The 24232-nt window shown below is 61.4% G+C and carries 21 protein-coding genes and 2 pseudogenes; 16 read left to right on the plus strand and 7 right to left on the minus strand.

Features of this window, described 5'->3' with window-relative positions:
• Positions 1-118 precede the first annotated feature (118 nt).
• The 3 genes and pseudogenes from BC363_RS27025 to BC363_RS27035 all read right to left on the minus strand — a co-directional run.
• Positions 119-811, minus strand: a pseudogene (locus tag BC363_RS27025) (IS1595 family transposase); the annotation flags it as partial.
• 248 nt (positions 812-1059) lie between these two features.
• The gene (locus BC363_RS27030; RefSeq protein WP_065785938.1) at positions 1060-2133 is read right to left on the minus strand and encodes an ROK family transcriptional regulator; all 1074 of its coding nucleotides are present in this window, start codon (positions 2131-2133) and stop codon (positions 1060-1062) included.
• Positions 2134-2192: 59 nt separating this feature from the next.
• Positions 2193-2843 (minus strand): SGNH/GDSL hydrolase family protein, encoded by a 651-nt coding sequence (locus BC363_RS27035; protein ID WP_065785939.1) that lies wholly within the window; start codon positions 2841-2843, stop codon positions 2193-2195.
• 264 nt (positions 2844-3107) lie between these two features.
• On the opposite strand from BC363_RS27035, the gene BC363_RS27040 reads away from it, so the two are divergent.
• The 5 genes from BC363_RS27040 to BC363_RS27060 are packed head-to-tail and all read left to right on the plus strand — an operon-like array spanning position 3108 to position 8361.
• A complete protein-coding gene (locus BC363_RS27040) occupies positions 3108-4184 on the plus strand; it encodes an ABC transporter substrate-binding protein (protein ID WP_065785940.1) in 1077 nt (358 codons plus the stop codon).
• A gap of 58 nt (positions 4185-4242) precedes the next feature.
• Positions 4243-5736: a sugar ABC transporter ATP-binding protein gene (locus tag BC363_RS27045; RefSeq protein ID WP_065785941.1), complete on the plus strand. Its 1494-nt coding sequence runs from the start codon at positions 4243-4245 to the stop codon at positions 5734-5736.
• 16 nt (positions 5737-5752) lie between these two features.
• Positions 5753-6724, plus strand: coding sequence for an ABC transporter permease (locus tag BC363_RS27050; protein WP_065785942.1), 972 nt, complete (start codon positions 5753-5755; stop codon positions 6722-6724).
• A gap of 2 nt (positions 6725-6726) precedes the next feature.
• A complete protein-coding gene (locus BC363_RS27055) occupies positions 6727-7677 on the plus strand; it encodes an ABC transporter permease (protein ID WP_065785943.1) in 951 nt (316 codons plus the stop codon).
• Positions 7678-7704: 27 nt separating this feature from the next.
• Complete coding sequence (locus tag BC363_RS27060; protein WP_065785944.1) at positions 7705-8361, plus strand: SGNH/GDSL hydrolase family protein; 657 nt, start codon at positions 7705-7707, stop codon at positions 8359-8361.
• Positions 8362-8460: 99 nt separating this feature from the next.
• Here BC363_RS27060 and BC363_RS27065 read toward each other — a convergent pair whose 3' ends face one another.
• The 3 genes from BC363_RS27065 to BC363_RS27075 all read right to left on the minus strand — a co-directional run bounded on the left by BC363_RS27065 (position 8461) and on the right by BC363_RS27075 (position 11410).
• Entirely contained in the window at positions 8461-8787 is a 327-nt protein-coding gene (locus BC363_RS27065) for an HAD hydrolase-like protein (RefSeq protein ID WP_083223667.1), read from the minus strand.
• Between the two features lie 244 nt (positions 8788-9031).
• Positions 9032-10459, minus strand: a complete 1428-nt coding sequence (locus BC363_RS27070; protein ID WP_083223668.1) for a sodium:proton antiporter — start codon at positions 10457-10459, stop codon at positions 9032-9034.
• A gap of 219 nt (positions 10460-10678) precedes the next feature.
• Positions 10679-11410 carry a GntR family transcriptional regulator gene (locus BC363_RS27075; RefSeq protein WP_083223669.1) on the minus strand — a complete coding sequence of 244 codons (732 nt, stop codon included), beginning with the start codon at positions 11408-11410 and terminating at the stop codon, positions 10679-10681.
• A gap of 197 nt (positions 11411-11607) precedes the next feature.
• Here BC363_RS27075 and BC363_RS27080 point away from each other — a divergent pair, with 197 nt between their 5' ends.
• From BC363_RS27080 to hydA, 11 genes are all read left to right on the plus strand, one after another.
• Positions 11608-12798 carry an aminotransferase class V-fold PLP-dependent enzyme gene (locus BC363_RS27080; RefSeq protein WP_065785945.1) on the plus strand — a complete coding sequence of 397 codons (1191 nt, stop codon included), beginning with the start codon at positions 11608-11610 and terminating at the stop codon, positions 12796-12798.
• 80 nt (positions 12799-12878) lie between these two features.
• A complete protein-coding gene (locus BC363_RS27085) occupies positions 12879-13913 on the plus strand; it encodes a TRAP transporter substrate-binding protein (protein ID WP_202618625.1) in 1035 nt (344 codons plus the stop codon).
• A gap of 66 nt (positions 13914-13979) precedes the next feature.
• Entirely contained in the window at positions 13980-14603 is a 624-nt protein-coding gene (locus tag BC363_RS27090) for a TRAP transporter small permease (RefSeq protein WP_083222677.1), read from the plus strand.
• A gap of 18 nt (positions 14604-14621) precedes the next feature.
• Positions 14622-15914, plus strand: coding sequence for a TRAP transporter large permease subunit (locus BC363_RS27095; protein ID WP_065785947.1), 1293 nt, complete (start codon positions 14622-14624; stop codon positions 15912-15914).
• Complete coding sequence (locus BC363_RS27100; protein ID WP_065785948.1) at positions 15914-17323, plus strand: amidase; 1410 nt, start codon at positions 15914-15916, stop codon at positions 17321-17323. Before BC363_RS27095 ends, BC363_RS27100 begins: the two co-directional genes overlap by 1 nt.
• A gap of 28 nt (positions 17324-17351) precedes the next feature.
• A complete protein-coding gene (locus BC363_RS27105; RefSeq protein WP_065785949.1) occupies positions 17352-18101 on the plus strand; it encodes a fumarylacetoacetate hydrolase family protein in 750 nt (249 codons plus the stop codon).
• 447 nt (positions 18102-18548) lie between these two features.
• Positions 18549-19847 (plus strand): MFS transporter, encoded by a 1299-nt coding sequence (locus BC363_RS27110; RefSeq protein WP_065785950.1) that lies wholly within the window; start codon positions 18549-18551, stop codon positions 19845-19847.
• 70 nt (positions 19848-19917) lie between these two features.
• On the plus strand, positions 19918-20652 hold the full coding sequence (locus BC363_RS27115; RefSeq protein WP_065785951.1) for an aspartate/glutamate racemase family protein: 735 nt from the start codon (positions 19918-19920) through the stop codon (positions 20650-20652).
• 38 nt (positions 20653-20690) lie between these two features.
• A complete protein-coding gene (locus tag BC363_RS27120; protein WP_065785952.1) occupies positions 20691-21437 on the plus strand; it encodes a GntR family transcriptional regulator in 747 nt (248 codons plus the stop codon).
• A 21-nt stretch (positions 21438-21458) separates the two neighbouring features.
• Positions 21459-22244, plus strand: coding sequence for an aspartate/glutamate racemase family protein (locus BC363_RS27125; protein ID WP_065785953.1), 786 nt, complete (start codon positions 21459-21461; stop codon positions 22242-22244).
• A complete protein-coding gene (gene hydA / locus BC363_RS27130; protein ID WP_065785954.1) occupies positions 22241-23650 on the plus strand; it encodes a dihydropyrimidinase in 1410 nt (469 codons plus the stop codon). Before BC363_RS27125 ends, hydA begins: the two co-directional genes overlap by 4 nt.
• Before the next feature lie 277 nt (positions 23651-23927).
• Here hydA and BC363_RS34805 read toward each other — a convergent pair.
• A pseudogene (locus BC363_RS34805) lies at positions 23928-24071 on the minus strand (IS630 family transposase); the annotation flags it as partial.
• Between the last annotated feature and the right edge of the window lie 161 nt (positions 24072-24232).

The raw sequence follows: 24232 nt of genomic DNA on the forward strand, positions 1-24232 counted from the left end.
GCACCCGTTAGGATCTCAACCTTGGCCATTCGTACCTTGTTACGTCACAAATGAATCATCTGTGACGTAACTTGCGCCACATAACCGCCTCAACAAAACCAGCTCACCGGACGCTCACCATCAAGTAGGCATCGGGGTCGATCTGCGGTTCGGCGGCGCGCGCCGCTGCACGTAGCGAAAGACCAGTCACCACCGCAGCACGCGCGTCACCGGCCGGAGTGCCGGGTGTGACGTCATCTGGTCGCTGCACGATCACCATGACAGGCGTCTTCTGGGTATTCGGTAGACCTTTTCGGCCTCGTCCAGGCGGTGGATCATCCGGATTTATTCTCGGTCGCCCACCGAGATGAAAATGGTCGATCTCCACCGTGCCATCGAGCATGTGCTCGCGCGCCGTCATGAGACGCAGCGCGTGTCCCATCCGCCAGGCCGTGGGTTGGCTCACCCCCAGAGCCTCGGCCAGGCGCACCGAGGACAATCCTTTATCCGACTGCAGCACAAGCCACATGCCCTTCAGCCAGAGACTCAAAGGTAGCTTTGTGGAATGCAGAGGCGTGTGGGTCGTCACCGTGAACTGGAACCGACAATCACCGCTGGAACATTGATAGAGACCCGGACGCGCACGTCGCTTGCCCATATCGCGCCCGGCAATCGCGATCGAGCGTTTGTAACCACAGGCAGGGCAAACTCTCCCAGCCGGCCACACCATGCTTTCCAGCAATCGCCGACACTGCTCCTCATCGCGAAAGGCCACGATCATATCTTCCGCGGTCCGAATGTTGGTCAGCGCTGCAAGCATCGTTTCCGACATTCTCATCTCCTTCGGATCATGCCCGAAGAATCGCATGGCAATCCCTAGACAGCAAGACTATTGCTGTCTTTGGTTGATAAAGGCCATGTATCGACCGGAACTGGCCACGGGTTGATGAGGCGCCGCAGCCCGGATGGCTGGCCGGAATCTGCTTTCCGCATGATCTCATACGTGTCGGCGCCGGTCGCGCGGTTGACCGTCACGAATTCGGGTGTGGCATGCCTAACCTGCTCGGCATATCGCTTGGGTCAGTTTACCATGAAGCGCGAGCTGAAAGGCAGGCTCGCGGCGCCGACAGCCTTGGGGGCGGCGGAGGTGCTGCCGACGACGGCGTTCACCGAAGGGATTTCCTGTTGCATGAGCGCACACAGTGCTGCGCAGATTTCTGCGGGAACGAAGGACGAGAGAATAACGGTTTTCAGCTCGATGAATTGCAACAGGGATCGCGTTGAGCTGACGAGGCTCTCCGCGCAGGCCTGCTGCCAGGCGGCAAACGCCGGCTCCATGGGCGGCCAGAACGTGTCCTGGTCCCAGAGTTTTGCTGCCACCGGATCGCCTTCCGGCAGAGCGCGCTCCAGCGCCAGCACGCCGACATCGTAACTGAGCGGCGAATTGCCGTTGTATATCTGATGGTTGAGCACGAGCCGACCGTGCAGGCGGGCGCCGAGATAGAAGAACAGGAAATCCTGCAATTGCCGCGCTGCGCCGAACAGGCTCTCGCCGGCGGCGGCCGCCGTTATGTCGTTCTGCACGAAGACGGGTAGGCCAAGCTCAGCCTCCAGATAGCGGTGAAGGACATCATGGTCCGGGCCGGAGCGGATCGGCGGGGTAGGAAGCGCCAGCCCGACGCCGGCAATGCGCGTCTGCCGGCTTTCCGAAAGGCCGGCAATGGCCTGGTGGATCTCGAGCGCCAGGGCTTCCGGCGCGTCGAACGTATCGGCCGTCCTGTGCGGCATCACGCGATGATGCTGCACATTGCCGATGAAATCGACGACGACGATATGGGTGTTGCGGTATCCGACGCTGACACCGACGGAATAGGCGCCATCGGAATTCAGCATCAGCGGCGTCGTCGGCGGGCCGACGCGGCCCTTCTGCGCCTCGCCGCGCACGACGAGGCCTTCCTGTTCCAGCGACCGTACGATGACGGAGATCGTCTGCGCCGAAAGTCCGGTCTTTTCGCCGATTTCGAGGCGGGTCGTCGCCTCGTTCTGCAGGAGCAGCGAGAGGACGAGGCGCTCGTTGTGGCTGCGCACGCTCAGCGAGTTGAGGCCGCTGGCGCGGTCCGCGATGCGAAGCGGGTTGGGCGGCGCGAAACGCATGTCAGGCAAGGCGACAATCCTTCCCGGAAAGGGCGGCGGTCACGGCTAAAGAGAAGGGCTTACGCATCGGCCCACCCGATCGCCAGCACTTCCTGCGCGAGCGCCTCGCCGAGTTGGCGGTGGGCCGCCTCGTCGATGTGGAAACCATCGGCCGGCGAGCACTGGCAGACCGTGCCGGCATCGAAGAAATGCGCCTCCAGCGAATCCGCCATGATCTCGAATTCCAGCGCCAGCTTGCGGGATTTCTCCTGCGCGCCGGAGAAGATCGATTCCCATTCACGCAGATCGTCGAGCATCGGCGGCGGGGCGACGATCATGATTTCCGGATCGTGGCCGGCGGGGCCGGGCGAAAGCTCGCGTATATCGTGCACGAGGCAGCCGATGCCCATGGCGACCTCCGAAGGCGGCATGTTGAAGCGCCGCTTCAGATCGTTGGTGCCGAGCATGATAATGATGAGGTCGAGTGGCGTGTGGCTTTGCAGGCAGGGGCGCAGATAGGTGCGGCCGTTCTTCAGTGCGCCTTCGATCGGATCATCATGAACGGTCGTGCGGCCGCTCAAACCCTCCTCGACGACCTGCCAACCGGGGCCTAGCAGCCCTTCCAGCACGCCGCCCCAGCGTTTCCCTCGGGCATAACGTTCGAGTGGTCCGCGGCCGGGAATCTGGCCGTGGGTGTTGGAATCCCCGAAGCATAGAACGGTCCGCGTCACTGTCTCCTCCACCGGGTCGCATGCCCGCTTTTCGGGTTCAGACTTCGCATCCGCAGGGGTGATTTGCAAGGATGGTCTATTATTCATTCAGTCTGAATAACTATTGACAGTCGAAAACGCCAGTGGTTTTGTGTCGGCCGGAGGAGAGTTCAGGTCGTTTACAAAGGCTGTGCACGAGCACCGGACATGCGTCGCGGGCTGCCGATGCCGCATGCCTTCCGGACGGCAATTCCCCCGTTGGACGCCTACTTTTGGAGGAGAAGTATGAGCAGCAGCATCAGGAAAATCGGCCTGTCGGTTCTTTTGGCCGGCGTGGTCTTTGCAACGAACAGCTTGGCGCAGGAGGTGCCGCTGCTCGAGGGCGTCACGACCCGCGCTGAAAACAACCCCACGGTGGCAGAGGGCAAGTACAAGAAGGATGCGCCCTGGGTCATCGGCATGAGTAGCTTTGGCGTCAACGCCAATACCTGGACCGTACAGGTCGCGCATGAGGCGCAGGCCGCCGCCGACCGCGACAAGCGCATCAGCAAGTTCATCCTGCTCGATGCCGGCTTCGATCAGAAGAAGCAGGTTGCCGATATCGAGGACCTGATCGCCCAGAAAGTGGATGCGATGATCGTCCAGCCGGTCACCTCGACCTCGGCCAATGCCAGCATCGAGAAGGCCATCGCGGCGGGCATTCCGGTCGTACTGCACACCGGCCGCATCGAATCCGAGGCCTACACGACGGAAATCCAGGGCGGTGCCGAGCATTTCGGCAAGGTCATGGGCGATTTCCTCGTCAAGGAGCTCCGCGGCAAGGGCAATATCTGGGTACTGCGCGGCCTTGCCGGCCATCCGGAGGATACGAACCGTTACAACGGCCTCAAGCAATCGCTGGAAGGCACCGAGATCAAGATCGCCGCCGAGGAACACGGCGACTGGCAGTACGACAAGGCCAAGAAGGTCTGCGAGACGCTTTACCTCAATGACCCGAATGTCGACGGCATCTGGTCGTCGGGTGCGGACATGACGCGCGCCTGCGTCGACGTGTTCAAGCAGTTCGGTGCGGTCATCCCGCCGATCTCCGGCGAGGGCAACAATGGCTTCTTCGGCCAGTGGATCGCCGACGGCTTCAAGTCGGTTTCGTCGGAATACAGTCCGGCCCAGGGCGCTGCCGGCATCCGCGCTGCCGTAGCGCTTCTGGAGGGCAAGGCGCTTCACAAGCACTACAACTACAACCCGCCGGGCTGGGACGTCGAAAAGGTCAAGAAATACTACCGCGACGACCTGTCGGCCAATGTCTGGTGGCCGTCGGAACTTTCCGAAGAGCAGCTCAGAGAGTTTTACGCCAAGCAGTAGGCGACCGAGCCGGGAGGCGGGGCGTCTACCTGCCTCCCGTCATCTGGGGAGGAAATCCATGTCGCATCTCATTGAAATGGCCGGCATATCCAAGGCTTTTGGCGGTAGCGTCGCCCTTCGCGGCGTGTCACTGGCGCTGGCGCCTGGCACCGTACATGCCTTGATGGGTGAAAACGGCGCCGGCAAATCGACGCTGATGAAGATCCTGGCCGGCGTGCACCAGCCGGACAGCGGCGAAATCCGCCGCGCGGGCCGGACCGCCAGTTTCACCAATCCGCGCGCCGCACTCGAAGCCGGCATATCGACGGTTTTTCAGGAGCTGTCACTGCTTCCCAACATGACGATTGCAGAAAACATCTTCCTCGGCCGCGAACCTACCGGCCACCTCGGCGGCATCGATCGGCGGCGCATGCGCGAGGAGACGAAGGGCGCGCTCGGCCGCCTTGGTCTGACACTCGATCCGGATACGCTGATCTCGGAGCTCTCCATCGCCGAACGGCAATTCGTCGAGATCGCCCACGGAATCGATGCAGACGCCGATGTCTTCATTCTCGACGAGCCGACGGCGGCATTGAACGCCGCCGATGTCGAAGTCCTCAATAGGCATATCCGGGCACTACGCGAATCCGGCAAGGCCATCGTCTACATCTCCCACCGCATGGACGAAATCTTTGCGATCTGCGATGTGGTGACGGTGCTGAAGGATGGCCAGCTGGTTGGTACGCGGCCGCTCGCGGAGATGACGCCCACATCCCTGATCGCGATGATGGTCGGGCGTGAGCTTGAAGATCTCTTCCCGGAGCGCGGCGACGGGGAGGGAGATGTGGCGCTCTCGGTATCTAGTCTTCGGCTTCAGGCGGACAACCAGCCGTTTTCCTTCACGGTGAAGAAGGGCGAGATCGTCGGCTTTGCCGGGCTCGAAGGGCAGGGGCAGCAGAAAGCGCTGCGTGCACTGGTCGGCCAGTTTTCACCGGTCGAAGGCACGGTGTCGCGCCGTGGAAACACCATCCGGCTTCCCGTGCCGAAGGAAAGCGGCGTGCGGCGCTGGCAGGCGCTCGGTGGCGCCTTTGTGCCGGAAGACCGCAAGGACGAGGGCCTGTTCCTCGATCACTCCGTCGGCCAGAACATCGTCACGGCATTGCATGCCGGACGCCCGGCCTTGAAAGCCGCGAAGCGCCACGGCGCCGTCATCGCGGAAACGATGCGGCGGCTGAACGTCAAGGCGTCGGGACCGTCCGCCATGGTCGGCGCGCTCTCCGGCGGCAACCAACAGAAGGTCCTGCTAGGGCGTTATCTTGCCACCGATGCCGACCTGCTCCTCATCGAGGAGCCGACGCGCGGCGTCGATGTCGGCGCCAAGGCGGAAATCTACCGGATCTTGCGGGACTTTGCGAAATCGGGCGGTGCGGTGCTCGTCCTCTCGCGCGAGACGATCGAGCTGATCGGCCTCTGCGACCGCCTCTACGTGATCCACGGCAATACGGTCGTGTCGGAAATGCGCGCTGCGGAGGCAACCGAGCACGGCATTCTCGATGCGGCGCTCAGCGCATGACGGACGGAAAAGCCTGATGACACCCTCTTCTTCCACCCTTGGAAAACTGCTCACCGGTCGCGGCAGTCGGCAGGGCCTCTGGCTGCTGCCGTTGGTCATTACGCTCGCCATGGCGCTCTGGCTTGCCGCGACCACCAGCCAGTTCGGCCAGTGGAGCAACCTTGCCAACCTCGTCGCGCAGGGCATGCCGTTGTTGATCACGGCGGTCGGGCAGATGTTCGTCGTGCTCGTCGGCGGTCTCGATCTCTCGACCGGCTCGGTCGTCAGCTTCACGACGGCCATTCTCGCCCTCGATCTGCCGGGCTATGTCACCATTCCCGGCGTCTTCCTGCTCGCCGGCCTGATCGGCGCCACCAACGGCTATTGCGTCGCCCGGCTCAACGTGCATCCGATCGTCGCGACCCTCTCCATGCAATATGTCGTGCTCGGCATCACCCGCGTGTTGCGCCCGGTCTCCGGCGGTGCCGTGCCGGAGGGCGTGCGCTGGCTGGTCGAGGGCTCGATCCTCGGCCTGCCGCTGCCGCTCTTCTGGGGCATCGTCACGCTCTTGGTCGCCTGGAAGCTGCTTTACGGCTCGCGCTACGGCCTGCATCTCTTTGCCATCGGCGGCGGTCTCGCCTCAGGCTCGACTGATGCCGCGCGCAACTTCGGTATCCAGGCCAGCCGCAACATCCTGCTTGCCTATGTGATCTGCGCGCTGTTCGCCGCCCTTGCCGGGGTGTTCCTTGCCGGCCGCATCGTCTCGGGCGATCCGAATGTCGGCCTCCTGATGGAGCTCGATGCGATCACGGCGGTCGCCATCGGCGGCACGCAACTCTCCGGCGGCATCGGCAGCCTGCATGGAACGGTCATCGGCGTCGCGGTTCTGGCATTGCTCTCGAACGGCATGAACCTGCTCAACATCACGCCTTTCGTGCAGACGGCGATCAAGGGCATCCTGCTCATGGCCGTCGTGGCACTCCAGTCGCGCAAGAAGATCGGACTCTGATCATGTCGGCTCTCGTCAATTCGACCCTCTTCCGGCGCGTCTCCAAGGTTCCGCCGTCCTACTATCTGCTCGTCGTGCTGCTGGTGATCCTCTTCGTCGCCCGCCCGCAGATGCTCAATGCCAACGTGCTCGGCGTTTTCGTGCGCCAGGTCGTGCCGCTCGGCATTCTCGTGCTCGGGCAGCTTCTGGTCATGCGGGTGAAATCGATCGACCTTTCGGGCGGCGGCGTCATCCTTCTCATCAATTACTGCATCTCGTCCGGCATCTTCCCCGGCGCCTCGCTCGGCTTCTATGTCGTGCCGGCGCTCGCGACCGGCCTTGCCATCGGCCTCTTCAACGGCCTGATGGTCGCCAAGCGCCGGGTCTCCGCGGTCATCGTCACGCTGGCACTGTCCATCGTGCTTGTCGGCTTCGTGCAATATCTTTCGAGCGGCAAGCCGCCGGGCGACGTGCCGAAGATCTTCGCCGAGCTGTTCAACACCCGCTTCATTGGCTTGCCGAGTCCGGTGCTTTTCTGGATCGCGCTCACCGCGCTGATGGCACTGCTCCTGTCGCAGACCGTTTTCGGCCGCTTCGTCGCCGCAGTCGGGGAAAGCATGCCGGCCGCGCATTTTTCCGGCGTGCCAGTAGAGCGCACCGTCATCCTTGCCCACACGCTGGCCGGACTGATGGCGGTGATAGCCGCGCTGGTGCAGACGGCTTCCATTGCCGTCGGCAGTGTGCGCGTCGGGCTCGATCTGCCGATCCTGTCGGTCGCCGCGACGATTCTCGGCGGAGTCGTCTTCGGGCGGGGTGAGGGGGGCGTCTGGGGACCGTTCTTCGGTGTGCTCTGCTTCGCTTTCCTCTTCGTGGTGATGACGATGTTCGGCGTGGGTGATGCAGGAAAACTCGTCGCCCAGGGCCTGATCATCCTGCTTGCGGCCATCTTCTACGGCCTTCGCGCCGGCAAGTGATATCAACAGCCATTCAAGGAGGAATAAATGGCGGAAAAGCGCTCAATCCTGTGCTTCGGAGATTCTTTGACCTGGGGCTGGATCCCCGTGAAGGAATCCGCCCCCACACTGCGCTATCCCTACGAGCAGCGCTGGACCGGCGCGATGGCCGCGAAGCTGGGGGACGGCTACCACATCATCGAGGAGGGCCTGAGCGCCCGTACCACCAGTCTCGACGACCCGAACGATCCGCGGCTGAACGGCGGCGCCTACCTGCCCTCGGCACTCGCCAGCCACCTGCCGCTCGATCTCGTCATCCTCATGCTCGGCACCAACGATACGAAATCCTATTTCCACCGCACACCCTATGAGATCGCCAATGGCATGGGCAAGCTGGTCGGGCAGGTGCTGACCTCGGCCGGCGGGGTCGGCACGCCCTATCCGGCGCCGAAGGTGCTCGTCGTCGCCCCGCCGCCGCTAGCATCGATGCTCGATCCGTGGTTCGAAGGCATGTTCGTCGGCGGCTACGAAAAGTCGAAACAGCTCGCCGGCCTCTACAAGGCGCTCGCCGACTTCACCAAGGTCGAGTTCCTGGCCGCCGGCGACCACGTCACGACCGACGGCGTGGACGGCATCCATTTCTCTGCCGAGACCAACATCAAGCTCGGACACGCCATCGCGGACAAGGTCGTGGCGCTGTTCTGAGCAAAGCCACTCCGGCGCCTCCCTTGCCGGAGTGGCATTTCTTACGCGGATCGATGATTCCGCAAACACAAAATGTGTCTCGCATACATTTTCAGGCTCTTACGCCTTGAAACTGTCCATCAGGAAGTCGGGACGCGCGTCATGCGCGGCAATGATCGATGCGAGATCATTGTCGGAACTGGCCGCAAGGATCCCGGTTCTGACGAGACAGGAAGCGAGGCCAGACCCGGCTGCGCCGGCAATATCATGCTCGATGCTATCGCCGATGCAGATCACGCGCTCCGCCGCCACGTTGTTAAGAAGCGACAACGCATGCTGGTAAATTGCTGGATGCGGCTTTCCGAACCAGCGAACAGAACCACCGAGATCCTGATAGGCAAGTGCAATACTGCCCGCGCCCGGTGCCGTCGCGCCATTTTTGGCCAGCTTGTGGCGGTCAGGGTTGGTGCGGCGCCTGGGATCGCATAATGTATCGTGCGGAACTCAGGGCGCGACGCCCTTGAGCGGTTGCTATTCAGGCTCAGCCAGTCGCCCCATGCCGGTCGCTTCGTGCTGAAGGGTGGGCGAGGCCGTGGACCCGACGCCAAGAATGGCTGCGGGTGTGCCGCCTGAGCGACGGCGTTTTGCAACCTTGCGCATTGCGGCCATTTCATACGGCCCAGGCGATCGCCTAGCTGAAGAAGACGTAGCTCGCAACGAGGAAAGTCGGAATCAAGACCGCCCCTGACCAGAGCATGTAGCCGAAGAAGTTCGGCATCTTGATGCCGCGTTCGCGAGCTATGGCATAAACCATGAAGTTGGGTGCATTCCCGATATAGGTGTTCGCGCCCATGAACACCGCGCCTGTGGAGAGCGCGGTCAAGGTGCTCGACAGCGTCGTCGTCAGGACATGCGGATCTCCGCCGGCCAATTCAAAAAAGAGAAGATAGGTCGGTGCGTTATCCAGAAACGAAGAAAGCAATCCAGTGAGCCAGAAATAGGCGAGATCATTTGGCGCGCCCGATTCCGTCGTAACCAACGACACCAGAGGGCCGAACGCGCCATCGCCTCCGGCGCGCAGCATGGCGATAACCGGGACAATGCAAACGAAAATGCCGGCAAAGAGCTTTGCGACTTCTCGGATCGGTCCCCAGGAGAAGCTGTTGGCGGCGCGGTATTCCTTTTTTGTCACCACAAGCGAAAGAAGGCCCAGCGCCAGTGTGAAGGCATCGCGGACGAGATTCTGCAGTTCGACTTCGACGCTGAGAATGCTGAACGATACGTGTGGGTCCCACGCGGCCGAGAGCAGGATTGCGCCGATGACACCGGCAAGCAGCAGGAAATTGAAGCGCCCGCGAATGCGTATGCGCGAGTCCGGCGTCGGGTCATTCAATCTGGGGAACGGTTTCTCTCGCCTGTAGAGCACCCAGTCCATCGCGACAAAGACCGTGAGAACGATGCCCGCCACGAGGAATGTCTCGTTATAGAGATGGGTCGTGGTCCAGGAGAAATCGACGCCGCGCAGGAAACCGACGAAAAGCGGAGGATCGCCGAGCGGGGTCAGAGAGCCGCCGATGTTCGACACCAAAAAAATGAAGAATACAACGACATGCGCATTGAAGCGGCGATTGTCGTTGGCGCGTATCACCGGGCGGATCATGATCATCGAGGCGCCGGTGGTCCCAACAACCGAGGCAAGTGCAGCTCCAATCAGAAGCAGCCCCGCATTGTTGCGCGGTGAGCCGTGAATGTTGCCGGCGACCAGGAGGCCGCCGGCTATCGTGAACAGCGCAAACAGCAATATAATGAAGGACATGTATTCGACGAGCAGTGCATGCAGTACCGCTTCCGCCGAGACAGCCGGGCCATGGAACAGCAACATCGACAGCACGGTCAGCATCGCCCAGCCGACGGTGATTTTGCCGTAGTGGCGTTCCCAGAAGTGAGGGTAGAGCAGGGGACCGGTTGCGATGGAAAGCAACAGGCCGGTAAATGGCAGCGCCCACCAAAGGGACATTGCAGCGCCGGGCAGGCCGCCCTGTGAGGCGAAGGCGGGCTCAGCAAAACACGAGCCGATCGATGCCGTGACAAGAGGTCTACGAAAAATCTTCACGAGCATTTACGTCCCCCGACTCCCTGTCGTTGCTGCGTCGTCCGATGCTGTTCCGCCCCAAATGAACGCTCCTGCATCGCGAAATAGAGAACGCCGGATATGCGTGCCCCTCCGACGGATGCCCACTATCAGGTCGCTACTCCCCTTGCCCGGATGGCCGTGCTTAAATCAACACCGCGGAAGAGTGTGCCGTGCGGGCTTCGACTGCCCTGACAACGGCTGCGTTCATTCCACTTCCGAGGTCCCCAATGGTTCGCAGGTCGCGTTCCACTTATGGATCAGGTGCTCATGGAGGATTTCGGCAAGTTCCCGACCGTCCCGACGTCTGAGCGCGTCCAATATCTGCTCGTGCTCGCGCATGGCCTGGCCCCATCGATCCCGCTTGATCGTGTTCGCAGAGTAGCGCAACCGGCGCATACGCGCGGTCAGTCCATGGTAATAGGTCTCAAGCGCGTGGTTTCCCGCAGCGGCGACGATACGTTCGTGTATGAGTTGGTTCAGGCGGAAATATTCGGGCAGTTCCCGGCGCATGTAATGCCCGTACATCTGATAGTGTAGCGCCTCGATCTCCCCGATCGCCGCTTCGGTTATGCGTTCGCAGGCCAGCCGGCCGGCCGTTGATTCCATGCCCGCCAGCATCTCGAAGAACTCGCGCACGTCGTCGGGCGTGAACTCGCGAATGCGAGCGCCCCGGTTTGGCAAGAGTTCGATGAGACCCTCGGCGGCCAGGACTTTGAGTGCCTCGCGCAGCGGCGTGCGGGAAACGCCGAGACTCTCGCAGAGTTGCCGCTCGGGGACACGATCGCCTGGGCGAAGATGACCTTCGACGATGAAATCGCGCAGCTTGCTCAAGATTCCATCGTGCAGGCTTTCAACTTCTTCATCGATTTTTGCATTCAAAATTGTAGCCGCTTGCAGCTGTTCATATTCCACATCTTCCTCCCGATGCTCCTGCATCGTTCATAACCAATGGCCGGCCGCAATCAAGTGGTTTGACGGAACAAGCTGCGCCGATGCCATTCTTGGTTTAGGTATCATCCCATGCTGAGTCAAACTGCGCAAGTTTTCTTCGAATGCAAATTTGCCGTTGCCAGTCGATAAATTGTATGCAAATTTTCTAACATTGAGGCATTCAAAGGGAGGAGTTTCATACGATGACGCATAGCGGGCGACACTTCTTGCAGATCCCAGGTCCTACCAACACGCCTTTGCCGGTACTGGCGGCCGTCGCCAAACCGACCATCGATCATCGCGGGCCGGAATTTCAGAAACTGGGCGAGGCGGTGCTGGCCGGGATTCGCTCCGTCTTCAAGACGTCCGGTCCTGTCATCATCTATCCGGCCTCTGGAACCGGCGCGTGGGAGGCGGCGTTGGTGAATACGCTGTCGCCCGGCGACCATGTGCTGATGTTCGAGACAGGTTGGTTCGCCACGCTCTGGAACAAGATGGCCGGACGGCTTGGCATCAACGCCGAATTCCTCAAGGGGGATTGGCGCACGGGCGCCGATGCTGGTCTCATCGAGGCACGCCTGAGGGAGGATAGGGGCCACGCCATCAAGGCGGTATGCGTCGTTCACAATGAGACTTCGACGGGCGCCACATCCAATATCGCCGCCGTCCGGCGCGCCATTGACAACGCGCGCCACCCGGCATTGCTTCTGGTGGATACGATCTCCTCGCTGGCCTCGATCGATTATCGCCACGAGGAATGGGGCGTCGACGTAACCGTCGGCGGATCGCAAAAGGGATTGATGCTGCCGCCGGGTCTTTCCTTTAACGCCATCTCGGAAAAGGCACTGGCGGCGGCGAAGAAGGCCCGACTTCCGCGTTCCTTCTGGGACTGGGAAGATATGCTTGCGGCCAACAGAACCGGCTACTTCCCCTACACGCCGGCGACAAACCTGCTTCAGGGCCTGAAGGTTGCGCTGGACATGCTGCACGAGGAAGGGTTGGACAACGTCTTTGCCCGACACGACCGGGCGGCCGAGGCCACGCGGCGCGCGGTTATCCATTGGGGCCTGGAAATCCAGTGCCGGAACCCGGCCGAATATTCCTCGTCCCTGACGGCAGTGCGCCTTCCGGAAGGACATTCGGCGGATGGATTGCGCGCCGAGATTCTGAGGCGCTCGAACATGTCGCTGGGCAATGGTCTTGGACCGCTTGCCGACCAGGTGTTCCGGATCGGCCACCTCGGTGACTTCCATGACCTGATGGTGATGGGCACGCTTGCCGGCGTTGAGATGGGGCTGGCTGTGTGTGGCATTCCGCACCGGTCGGGCGGCGTCGAGGCGGCGATGAAATACCTCAATGGAAATGCGGGATCGGTGGCGCACGCCGCAGAATAGACAAAGGCGGCCAGTCATCGCGAGAACGCCGGTCAACCGGCGCCGAACAAACCACCAGTAGGGAACCAATGGAGAAAATCATGCGAAAGCTTCTCTCTCTTACTTTCGGGTTAAGTCTTCTCGCTGGCGCAGCCAGTGCCGAGGACATCTCATTGCGTGTTGCCGGTAACCTGCTTGCCACAGGTCTTATTCAGCAGAACAAGGAAAAGCCGTTCTTCGAGAATCTGGCACAGACGACGGGCCTGCCGCTTGCCGTCGACTACAAGCCGATGGACGTTATCGGTATCAAGGACAGTGAGGGACTGCGCGTCCTCAAGTCCGGTCTATTCGACATCGTAACCCTGCGTATCGCTCAGGCCTCGCGCGATGAACCGTTCCTGCTCGGCGCGGACCTGGTCGGCGTCAATGCCAATTACGAGACGGCGCGCAAGGTCGTCGACGCCTATCGCGAAGAGTTCGATAAGCGGCTGCAGCATCAGTTCAACGGCAAGCTGCTGGCGATCTGGCCGTTCGGTCCGCAGGTGGTTTTCTGCAACGCTGAAATTCGCGGGCTTTCTGATCTGCAGGGCAAGAAGGTACGCGTCTACGACCAGTCGCTCGCCCAGTTCATCGAAAAGATCGGTGGCATTCCCGTCACCATCTCCTTCGGTGAGACGCAGCAGTCGCTGCAGCGGGGCGTCGTCGACTGTGCCATCACCGGCCCAAGCTCGGCAAACACGGCGGGTTGGCCCGAGGTAGCGACACACTTCATGCCGCTTGGCTTTCAGATTGCTCTCAATGCCTATGCTATCAATCTCGATAGCTGGAACAAATTTACGCCTGAGCAGCAGGCAAAGCTGACCGAGGCTTTCAAGGCGTTGGAGGATGATATTTGGGGCTACTCGAAAGAACTCTTCGAGGACGCCTCGCGCTGCAATGTCGGCAGGGAACCCTGCACGACCGTGAAAAAATTCGCGATGACCGAAGTGCCGGTCACGGACGAGGACCTGAAAACGGTGCAGGGCGCCGTCCAGACGGTCTCGTTCCCGGCATGGTCACAGGTGTGCGAGAAATCCTATCCCGGCTGCAGCGAGTTGTGGAAGAAGTTGGTCGGGCCGACCATCGGGCTCCAGTAACCGCAATGAGCGAGGGCCTCCCATGTGGGAGGCCTTTTTGCCATCAACGAGAGGATAGAGGATCCCATGCAACATACCCAACCCACGACGCTCGGCTCGGCTCCGCCGGCAAAGGCCGCGCATTTCTCCGACGCTTTGCGCTCACTTGGGGCGCTGTTTGCCAACATTACCGGCTATATCTTCCTTGCACTTGCAGTGCTGGTCTTGCTCGAGGTGCTGGGCCGAAAGCTCTTCGGCTTCTCGCTCCAGGGCGTCGACGAACTCGGCGGCTATGCGCTTGCCGTCGGCTCCTCGCTCGCCTTTACGACTGCGCTGGTCGACCGCGCACATATTCGCATCGAGCTGTTTCATCTGAAGTTGCCAAAGGTCCTGCAGACGCTGTTGAACTGGCTCTCGATCGTTCTCCTCGCAGGTTTCGGCGTAATGCTCGCCTGGGTGTGCCTGACCATTCTCCTCGACACGCTGACCTATCAAAGTACCGCACCGACGCCATGGGCCACCCCTCTGATCTACCCACAGGGCGTCTGGTACGCATCGCTCGTGGTCTTTGCCGTCGTTGCGGTCGCCATGGCCCTTCACGCTACCGCACTGCTGCTGACGGGTAAGGCGAGCGTTCTCAACCGAACCTACGGCCCGCGTGAAACCGTCGAAGAGATCAAAGATGAACTGCAGGACCTGGACCGCCGCTGAGCGACGTAGGAGAATCTGATGAGCATCACAACGATATCCATAGCCTTTCTTGTTGCTCTAGGCGTCCTTTTGCTGGGCGTGCCCGTTGCGGTCGTCATGGCCGGCGCAGGCGTTGTTGGCGGTCTAGCGATCGTCGGCCTGCCCATGATCGAATCCATGGGCAGCGTGATCTGGAGTGTTCAGAACGAAAATCTGCTGACCGCCATCCCGCTGTTTATCCTGCTTGGCGAAATCCTGCTCCGCAGCGGTCTTGCCGACCGGATGTTTGTCTCGCTGTCGGCGTGGTTGGGTCGACTGCCCGGCGGGTTGCTCCATTCCAACATGGCGTCCTGCGCTCTTTTTGCGGCAACATGTGGTTCGTCGGTGGCGACTGCTGCGACAATCGGCACAGTAGCACTGCCTGCACTGCACGAGCGTGGCTACGACAAGCGCCAGGCGCTCGGGTCGCTTGCCGCTGGCGGCACGCTTGGCATCCTCATTCCGCCGAGCGTCGCGATGCTCGTCTATGGCTCGATCACCAACAACTCGATCGGCAAGCTATTCATCGCTGGCGTCATCCCGGGTATCCTGCTCACCCTCATCTTCATGAGCTACATCGCCTATTCGAACTGGAGAGGGGCAGGTCTCGTCGAAGCGCAGCTGTCATTCAGTGAAAAGCTCAATCTCTCCCGTCACCTCGTACCGCCCTTCGTCATCTTTGGATTTGTGATGGGCAGCCTCTATCTCGGCTGGGCCACTCCGACGGAAGCGGCGTCGCTCGGCGTCGTCATCGCGCTCGGCTTCGCGCTCACGGTCGGCCACTTCGATCTTTCGTCTCTGCATCAGTGCTTCCGTAACACCGCTGCAATCACCGGCATGATCATTCTGATTATCTGCGGCTCGTTCATCCTCAACGTAACCCTCAACTTCCTCAACATTCCGCAGGAGCTGACCAAGTTCGTTTCCTCGCTCGGGGTCGGGCCAACGGAGTTCATCCTGATCCTGATCGTGTTCTACCTGATCCTCGGCTGCTTCCTGGAGGTGCTGTCGATGCAGGTAACGACCATCCCGATCGCTTATCCGATCGTCACTCATCTTGGTGTGGATCCGATCTGGTTCGGCATCTTCATCGTTCTGATGAGCGAGATCGCGATGATCACCCCACCGGTCGGCATGAATCTCTACGTCGTGCAAAGCATCCGCAAGGATGGCGGTTCGATCAACGATGTCATCGCCGGAGTCTGGCCATACGTGGCGATCATGCTCGGCTTTACCGTGCTCCTATGGTTTGCGCCGGAGCTTGTCCTGTGGCTGCCGAGGAACATGAACTGATGCCGACAACTGCTGCCTTTTGGTCACTTGGAGCCGGAACTCTTTCGCGGGCGTATGCCGCCCGCGAAATCTCGCCGGTTGAAATCATGAACGCCATCCTCGATCGGATCGAGGACGTCAACCCGCGTCTCAATGCGATTGTGACACTTGATCGTGAGGGTGTGCTGCGGGCGGCCGCCGAAAGCGAACGCCGTTGGCGCGATCGAAAGGCGTGCGGCCCGCTCGACGGCGTGCCGCTCACCGTCAAGGACAATATTCCCGTCAGGGGGATGCGGACAACCTGGGGCAGCCGGCTGTTCGCCGGCCATGTTCCTGACGAGGACGAGCTTCCCGTGGCGAGGCTGCGGGCCGAGGGCATGGTGATCCTCGGCAAGACGAACGTGCCCGAATTCACGCTTCAGGGCTACACGGACAACCCGCTGTTCGGGCCGACCAGAAACCCCTGGGACGTGCGGCTGACCCCAGGCGGTTCGAGCGGCGGCGCGGTCGCCGCGGTCGCCGCGGGTCTCGGACCGGTTGCGATCGGGACGGACGGTGGCGGTTCGATCCGCCGGCCGGCATCTCACACCGGGCTCTTCGGGTTCAAGCCGTCGCCGGGCCGGGTGGCGCGCGCCGACGGCTTGCCGGTCATCCTCCACGACTTCGAGGCGATTGGACCGATCGCGCGCACTGTGGCGGATGCTGCGCTGGTGTTTTGCGCCATGAGCGGCGGCGATCCGCACGACCGTGCATCGATGGTTTTTGCGCGGGCCGAAGCTGATACCGATTGTGATCCGAAAAGACTGCGCATTCTTTTCGTGCAGCACTTCGGCGGTTCACCTGTCGATCCGGAGATTACGGCGAGTGTTGCGGCGGCCGCCATCAATCTCCAGGCGCTCGGGCATGTGGTCGATCAAGGGTCGGTGCCCGTCGATCTGGAGGCGCTCGATCGGATCTGGTCGGTCGTCGGGCCGGCGGGACTTGCCTGGCTGATACACGGTAGGGATCTGTCGCAGATCTCACCGCCGCTTCGGCAAATGGCCGAGAATGGCGCGAGGCTGACGGCCGCCGACTATGTCGGCGCGCTCGATGCCGTTACCAGAATGCGCTCGATCTTGGCGGAGTTCTTCCAATCCTATGACCTGATCATGACGCCAAGCGCCGCAGCTCTTCCCTGGCCCGCACAGACAAGCCATCCCGACAGGATCGACGGCACGCCGGTCGGTCCTCGAGGGCACGCCGTCTTCACCGCCTTTGCCAATGCTGGCGGTCTGCCGGGTGCGAGCATTCCATGTGCGCCGGCGCATTCCGGTCTGCCGATCGGCTTCCAGCTCGTTGGCCGCTTCGGCGATGACGAGGAATTGCTTCGTGTCGCGGCGCAATACGAACGCGCCCATCCGTGGGTCGATCGCTGGCCCCCGATCGGCTGACAGTCATTTTCGAGTTCAGGAGACCATCATGACCTTCAATATCCAAGAGGCAGCCTCGCTGCTGATCGAAAGCAGGAGAGCAAGAAAACTGGCGCGGGTTCTCTCGCCCGGCCCCCGCGACGCCGACGCGGCCTACCTAGTACAAGACGCCGTCGCGCACCACCTCGGGCCGGTTGGCGGCTGGAAGGTGGGCGCAAAGTCACCAGATGCCACGCCGAATGCAGCTCCCCTGCTCGCGAGTGCCATGAAGGCGGGGCCGACCGAATGGCCGTCCTCAGATCTGAACATCTACTGTGTCGAGCCCGAGATCGCTTTCCGTATTGGTCGCGATATTGCGCCGCGCAGCGAGCCTTTGAGCGAAAGTGAGGTCTACGCCGCCGTCGCCTCCATCCACGCGGCAATAGAGATCGTCGATACAAGGCTGGTGGATTGGGAAACTGCCGATCCACTCTGGAAACTTGCCGACAATCAGAGCAACGGCGGCTTCGTCTACGATCCCGCGGGAATCGCCTGGGACGGCGAGGGGCTCGCCGACGCCCATGTGCGCCTGACGATCAACGGCGTCGTGAAAGCCGATCAGCGCGGCGGCAATCCCGCCGGTGATCCACGCTGGCTTTTGCTATGGCTCGTAGACCATTGCGTGCGAAGCCGCGGCGGCATCAGGGCCGGCTCACTGGTGACGACTGGCTCCTACGCCGGAATGGTTTTTGTGGAACCGGGCGCTGCGGTGACGGCGGATTTCATTGGAATTGGCAGCACTTCATTGCGTTTCACCTAAACAGGGGGGCACAATACGTTTCCTCTTTCGCGCGACTCTGCAGAGCATTCTGCTCTCAGCGGAGACGCCTTAATATCAAAGCACCAGAGCCTCCTTTGGCCATCCATCTAGACGCTTGGCGCTCTGCGGTTCCCGTGCGCGCAGAGTTCCGCCGCATCCTCGACAGCCGCTACGACGAGGCAGTAGCGGCTGTTCGTGTTTTTGCCCGCAATCCAAATCGAATTATTTCGGCAATCGCGCTGGCGCCGGATAAATCTAGCGAACTAGAGCATTTTCGCGAAAATATGTTCATTAATATACATGTAATATCAATGTGTTAGATATAGATTGCATGCAGAATGCAAAATTTCGTTGCTGAGCCGGCCGCCTCGGTTTAGCTTCTGCTTGAATTGCGATGCTGGAGAGGAGCGGCGTCGCAATCTCAACGGGCCAAGGGAGGACTTGAGCATGACTGTCACAACGGCCGCCGGTGAAATCGGAGGCAAACGCAGCAGCGTTCGATGGAATATCTTTCTGTTGATGCTGTTTCTTATTTCCATCAACTACATCGATCGCGCGTCGCTTTCCGTTGCGATGCCGATTATCGCCAAGGAGTTCAATCTCGATCCTGCAACGCAGGGGCTGATCCTGAGCTCGTTCTTCTGGACCTATGCGTTCATGCAGGTTCCCGGCGGAATGCTGGCCGATCGCTTCAAGCCGCGCGCCGTCATTGCGGCGGCAACGGTCGGCTGGGGCTTCTTCCAGGCCATTGCGGCAATGGCTCCGAGCTGGTTCGTCCTGGTTTTGACCCGCCTCGGTCTCGGCGCCGCGGAGGCTCCGATCTATCCGGCCGGCGGCAAGCTCAATGCGATGTGGATGACCCAGAACGAGCGTGGGCGCGGCGCGACCCTGCTCGATGGCGGTGCGCCGCTGGGTGCGGCGCTGGGCGCGGTCGTGATCGCGTGGCTTATCGCTGTTTTCGACTCCTGGCGCATGGCTTTCGTCGTCGCAGGCGCCGGCACGATGGTCTGCGGCCTGTGGGCGTGGTGGTACATCCGCAACTCGCCGCGCGAACATCCCTCGGTCAATGAGGCCGAGGCCCGCTACATCGAGGAGGCCCACGCCGCTGAAGACGCCGCGTCGCCGCATTCGACCGGCCAGGGTCGTGCTGCCTACTTCAAGCACCGCTCGGTATGGTTCATGTGCTGCGGTTGGATGTTCTTCAACGCCGTGTTCTACGGTCTTCTCACCTGGTTGCCGAACTACCTGTTCAAGGTGCACGGCCTCGACATCAAGGCGCTGGGCGGCGCGACCTTCGTGATCTTCTTTTCCGGCTTCGTCGGCGAAATCGCCGGCGGCTGGATTGCCGATACCTGGCGTGCGCGCGGCGGTTCGCCAAACCTCGTCTTCAGGACGCTTTTCGGTATTGCCGCCGTGGTCGCAACCGTTTCGATCTTCTCCGTCGCCTTCGTCAGCAATGCGATCGCGGTCGTTGCTCTCCTGTCCATCACGCTGTTCTTCCTGCGCTGGTGCGGCATGTACTGGGCAATCCCGTCGATCCTGGCGACCCGTGACCGTGCCGGGTTCCTCGGCGGTTGCATGAATCTCGGTGGCAACATCGCCGGCATCAGCGTCCCGATCATCGTTGGCTTCATCGTGCAAATCACGGGGTCCTATTTCCTCGCGATGATGTTCTTTGCAGCTGCTGGTGTCGCTCTCTTCGCCTGCTCGACTGCGATCGACTACAGCCGCAAGCTGCCGGTTTAAGGCAGCACGGCATGGCCCTCCCACCGGGAGGGCCATGCTTCCCATCACGAACAGACAAGGATCCAGTGAGATGACCCAAACTATCCGGCTCGGCATGCTGACCCCGTCGTCCAACACTGTGCTGGAACCCGTGACGACCGCAATGCTTGCCGGTTTACCCGAAGTCACGGCTCATTTTTCGCGCTTCAAGGTGACCGAGATCGCGCTGTCCGCACAGGCGCTTGGCCAGTTCGACGACAGCGAAATCCTGCGAGCGGCCGAACTGCTCGCCCACGCCAAGGTGGACGTGATCGCCTGGAACGGAACATCGGCAAGCTGGCTCGGTTTCGACCGCGACGAACGGCTCTGCGAGCGTATCACCGAGGCGACGGGCATCGCCGCCTGTACGTCAGTCCTTGCCTTCCGAGAAATTTTCCAGACGAGAGGCGTCGAGAAGATTGGCCTCGTGACACCTTACATCGACGACGTACAGGCGAGGATTGCGGCGAATTGGGGCGCGTCCGGTTTCGACTGCCACGCGGAACGGCACTGCGGCCTGCAGGACAATTTCTCCTTCGCCAAGGTCACTGACGCGGAGATACGGGAAATGGTGCGCGCAGTCGCGCGCCAAGGCTGCGATGCCGTGGCGATCGTTTGCACCAATATGCGCGCGGCGCCTTCCGTTACGTCGCTGGAGCGGGAGCTCGGCATTCCGGTCTTTGACTCGATTGCGACGACCATCTGGAAAAGCCTTTCCCTTGCCGGTGTGGATACCACACGCCTTCGAGGCTGGGGCTCACTGTTTCGCGCGTTCGAAAATGCCTAACATGCATGCCACGGCCGCCGGAAACAGGGACTTCATCGATGACGCGTGAAACCAGGACGCTGAAACTGCCAAGGACACGCAAGGCCCGCCTGCGTGTGGCGCGTGCCGGCTTGCATGAAGAGGCGGCGACGCGGCTCCGGGCGCTGATCGTGACTGGCGAGCTCCAGCCGGGGCTGCAACTGACGGAGGCGGATCTGTCGGAAGCGCTCGGGGTCTCGCGCACGCCATTGCGCGAAGCGCTCAAACTTCTCGCCACCGAGGGGCTGGTGGAACTGCGGCTCAATCGCGGAGCCGTGGTTGCGCCCCTGCGACCGGAGGAACTGGCCGATCTCTTCGAAGCTGTCGCCTGTATCGAGCGCTCCGCAGCCGAGCTCGCGGCGAGACGCATGACGAGGCGGGACCTTCAGCGTCTCAGAACCCTGCAGGATCGCATGGAGCGCCATTACGAGGCCGGCGAGCTCGAGAACTACTTCCAGGTCAATCAGCAAATCCATGCATTCATCGTCGCCGGCGCAAAGAACAACGCGCTCAAGTCCACGCACGAGGCGCTTCTTTCGCGCGCCGAGCGCGCTCGCTTTTTCGCTCTCTCATCGCCCGCACGCTGGGACGAGTCCGTCGAGGAACACCGCCTGTTGCTGAAGGCTCTCGAAGAACGTGACAGCGAGATGGCTGGAAAGATCCTGGCTCACCATGTGACGCGGACCGGCGACGTCGTTCGCGACGTCCTGCAGACGCAAGCGGATGCTGCGGATGAAAGTGACATCAACCACGCCGTCGGCGCCTGAAACAACCAACTGGTAGAAATCATGAAAATTCTTCTGCTCAATCCAAATACTTCCGCAGGCGTCACCGATCTCCTGCTTGCGGTCGGCCAGCAGGTCGCGGCGCTAGGCACCACGCTCGTGCCCGTAACGGCCAGCCGCGGCGTGCCTTACATCGCGACCCGGGCCGAGGCCCAGATCGGCGGTGCGATCGCGCTCGAAATGCTGGCGGAACACCACGATCATGTCGATGCCGCCATTATCGCAGCCTTTGGTGACCCCGGCCTTCTCGGTGCGCGCGAACTCTTCGACATTCCCGTCGTCGGAATGGCTGAAGCCGCCATGCTTAGCGCCTGCATGCTCGGCCGCCGCTTCGCGATCGTGACCTTCGCCCGTGCGCTTGGGCCCTGGTACCATGAGTGCGTGGCCATGCACGGCCTGGAGCATCGCTGCGCCGGCATCCGTATGCTCGACGGCACGTTCGGCTCGATCTCCAGCGTCCAGGAAGAGAAGGAGGCACTGCTCGTCGAGCTCGCCAATCGTGCCGTCGAGGAGGACGAGGCAGATGTCGTCATCCTCGCGGGTGCGCCACTCGCCGGCCTTGCCGCCAAGGTGCGCGATCGTATCCCCGTGCCGGTCGTGGACCAGATCGCCGCGGCAGTAAAACAAGCGGAGGCCCTCGTCGCGCTCAAGCCGCGCAAGGCGATCGCCGGCACTTTTCGGCGTCCCGAACCGAAGCCGACCCTTGGTATGGAGGGGCCGCTCGCAGACCGGATCGAACATCGGACAAGACTGCCAAACGGCGCGATCCACAGCGAGGTAATGGCATGAAACCCTTCGACACCGTGATCCGTGGCGGAACCATCGCCACGGCTGCCGACACCTTTCGCTGCGACATCGGCATCCGCGATGGCGTCATCGCCACACTTGGCCACGACCTGGGCCCAGCGGAGCAGGTAATTGATGCGAGCGGCAAGCTCGTTCTTCCCGGTGGAATCGACAGCCACGTGCACCTCGCCCAACCGACCGGCGACGAAACCGTGATGGCCGATGACTTCGAGACCGGCACGCGTTCCGCCGCCTTCGGGGGCAACACCACGGTGCTGCCGTTCGTCATGCAGCAGAAGGGCCAGTCGCTGCGTCAGGCGGTCGCCGACTATCATGCGCTCGCCGAGGGCAATTGCTACGTCGACGTTTCTTTCCACCTGATATTGACCGACCCGACTCCGAACGTTCTCGGGCAGGAATTGCCGGCACTGGTCGAGGATGGCTACACCTCGTTCAAGGTGTTCATGACCTACGAGGGATTGGCACTCTCCGACCGCGAGATGCTCGAGGTCATGGACGTGGCGCGCGCGACCGGCGCGCTGGTGATGGTTCATGCCGAGAACTATGATGCGATCCGCTTCCTGACCGATCGCCTCGAACGGGCCGGAAAAACGGCGCCCTATTACCATGGGCCGTCGCGGCCGATCGCGGTCGAGCGGGAGGCGACCCATCGCGCGATCTCGCTCGCCGAGATCGTCGATGTCCCGGTCATGATCGTCCATGTCTCCAACCGGGAGTCCATGGAGGAAATCCGCCGCGCGCAGAGCAAGGGGCTGAAGGTATATGGCGAGACGTGCCCGCAATATCTGGTGCTCACGGAGAATGACCTGGACGGGCTCAATATGGAGGGGGCGAAATATGTCTGTTCGCCACCGCCGCGCGACGAGGCAAGCCAGATCGCCTGCTGGGAGGGGCTGCAATCGGGGACATTCTCGGTCTTCTCGTCCGATCACTCGCCGTTCCGCTACAATGATCCGCAAGGCAAGTTGCGGGCGAAGGGACGAACGTCGTTCCGATGGGTGCCGAATGGCATTCCGGGCATCGCCACCCGTCTGCCGATCCTCTTCTCCGAAGGTGTCGTCAAAGGACGCATCGATCTCAACCGCTTCGTCGCCCTGACCTCGACCAATCACGCCAAGACCTACGGCCTCTATCCCCGCAAGGGAACCATTGCGGTCGGAGCCGATGCCGACATCGCCATTTGGGATCCGGAACGTGAAGTCACCATCTCGCACACGCTGCTGAAAGACGGCTCGGACTATACGCCGTATGAGGGCATGAGGATCATAGGCTGGCCGGTTCTGACCATGGTGCGCGGCAGCACGATCGTGCGTGACGGTGCTCTCGTTGGCGTCAAGGAGCATGGCGCATATCTTCAGCGCCATAGGGCATCGACATCTGGCTGGTGAGCTAGAGAGATCGATCGCCGCCCACTTGGAAGGACGCCAGACAAACTACGCCCCGCACGGACTGCCGCGGACCGGCCAGCGAAGAAGATCGCCGGTATAAGAAGAACGGGCGCTCCTCGTCCCTCTTTGCTCGTAAGGCCAGGATGGGACAAAATTTCAATCGAGGCGAAGAACGAAACACCATATTAACGTCGGTTCAAGATCATTGCCCATCAAGCGCTGTGGGTCGCCTCGAAAGCGTCGCTCTTGAACTTGCGCTTATACCAATCCTCATTGATCAGAACCCATGCGCCCATTGCCGTCTACCAATAGACATGATTTTCCATGGCTGGCTCTGGAGCTTTCGCCAGGCGTGGCAGCAATGATCGACGATGTCGTCGTAGGATTTGAAGGCGCGGTTTGAGAGCCAGTTTTCGCGCAGGCGGCCATTGAAGCTCTTGTCGTGTGGCAGTTAAACGGGCTCAGCCTCAATAGATGTTGCTAAGAGTTCGCATTGAGTTCAATTTGCGAGGGTCATGGGCGGATACAAGTTGCTTTAGAGAGCGCCGGAATTGATCTACCACTCAGTTTGGATATTCTAGA

This window comes from Ensifer sp. LC384 (assembly GCF_001695865.1).
Taxonomy (GTDB): Bacteria; Pseudomonadota; Alphaproteobacteria; order Rhizobiales; family Rhizobiaceae; genus Ensifer.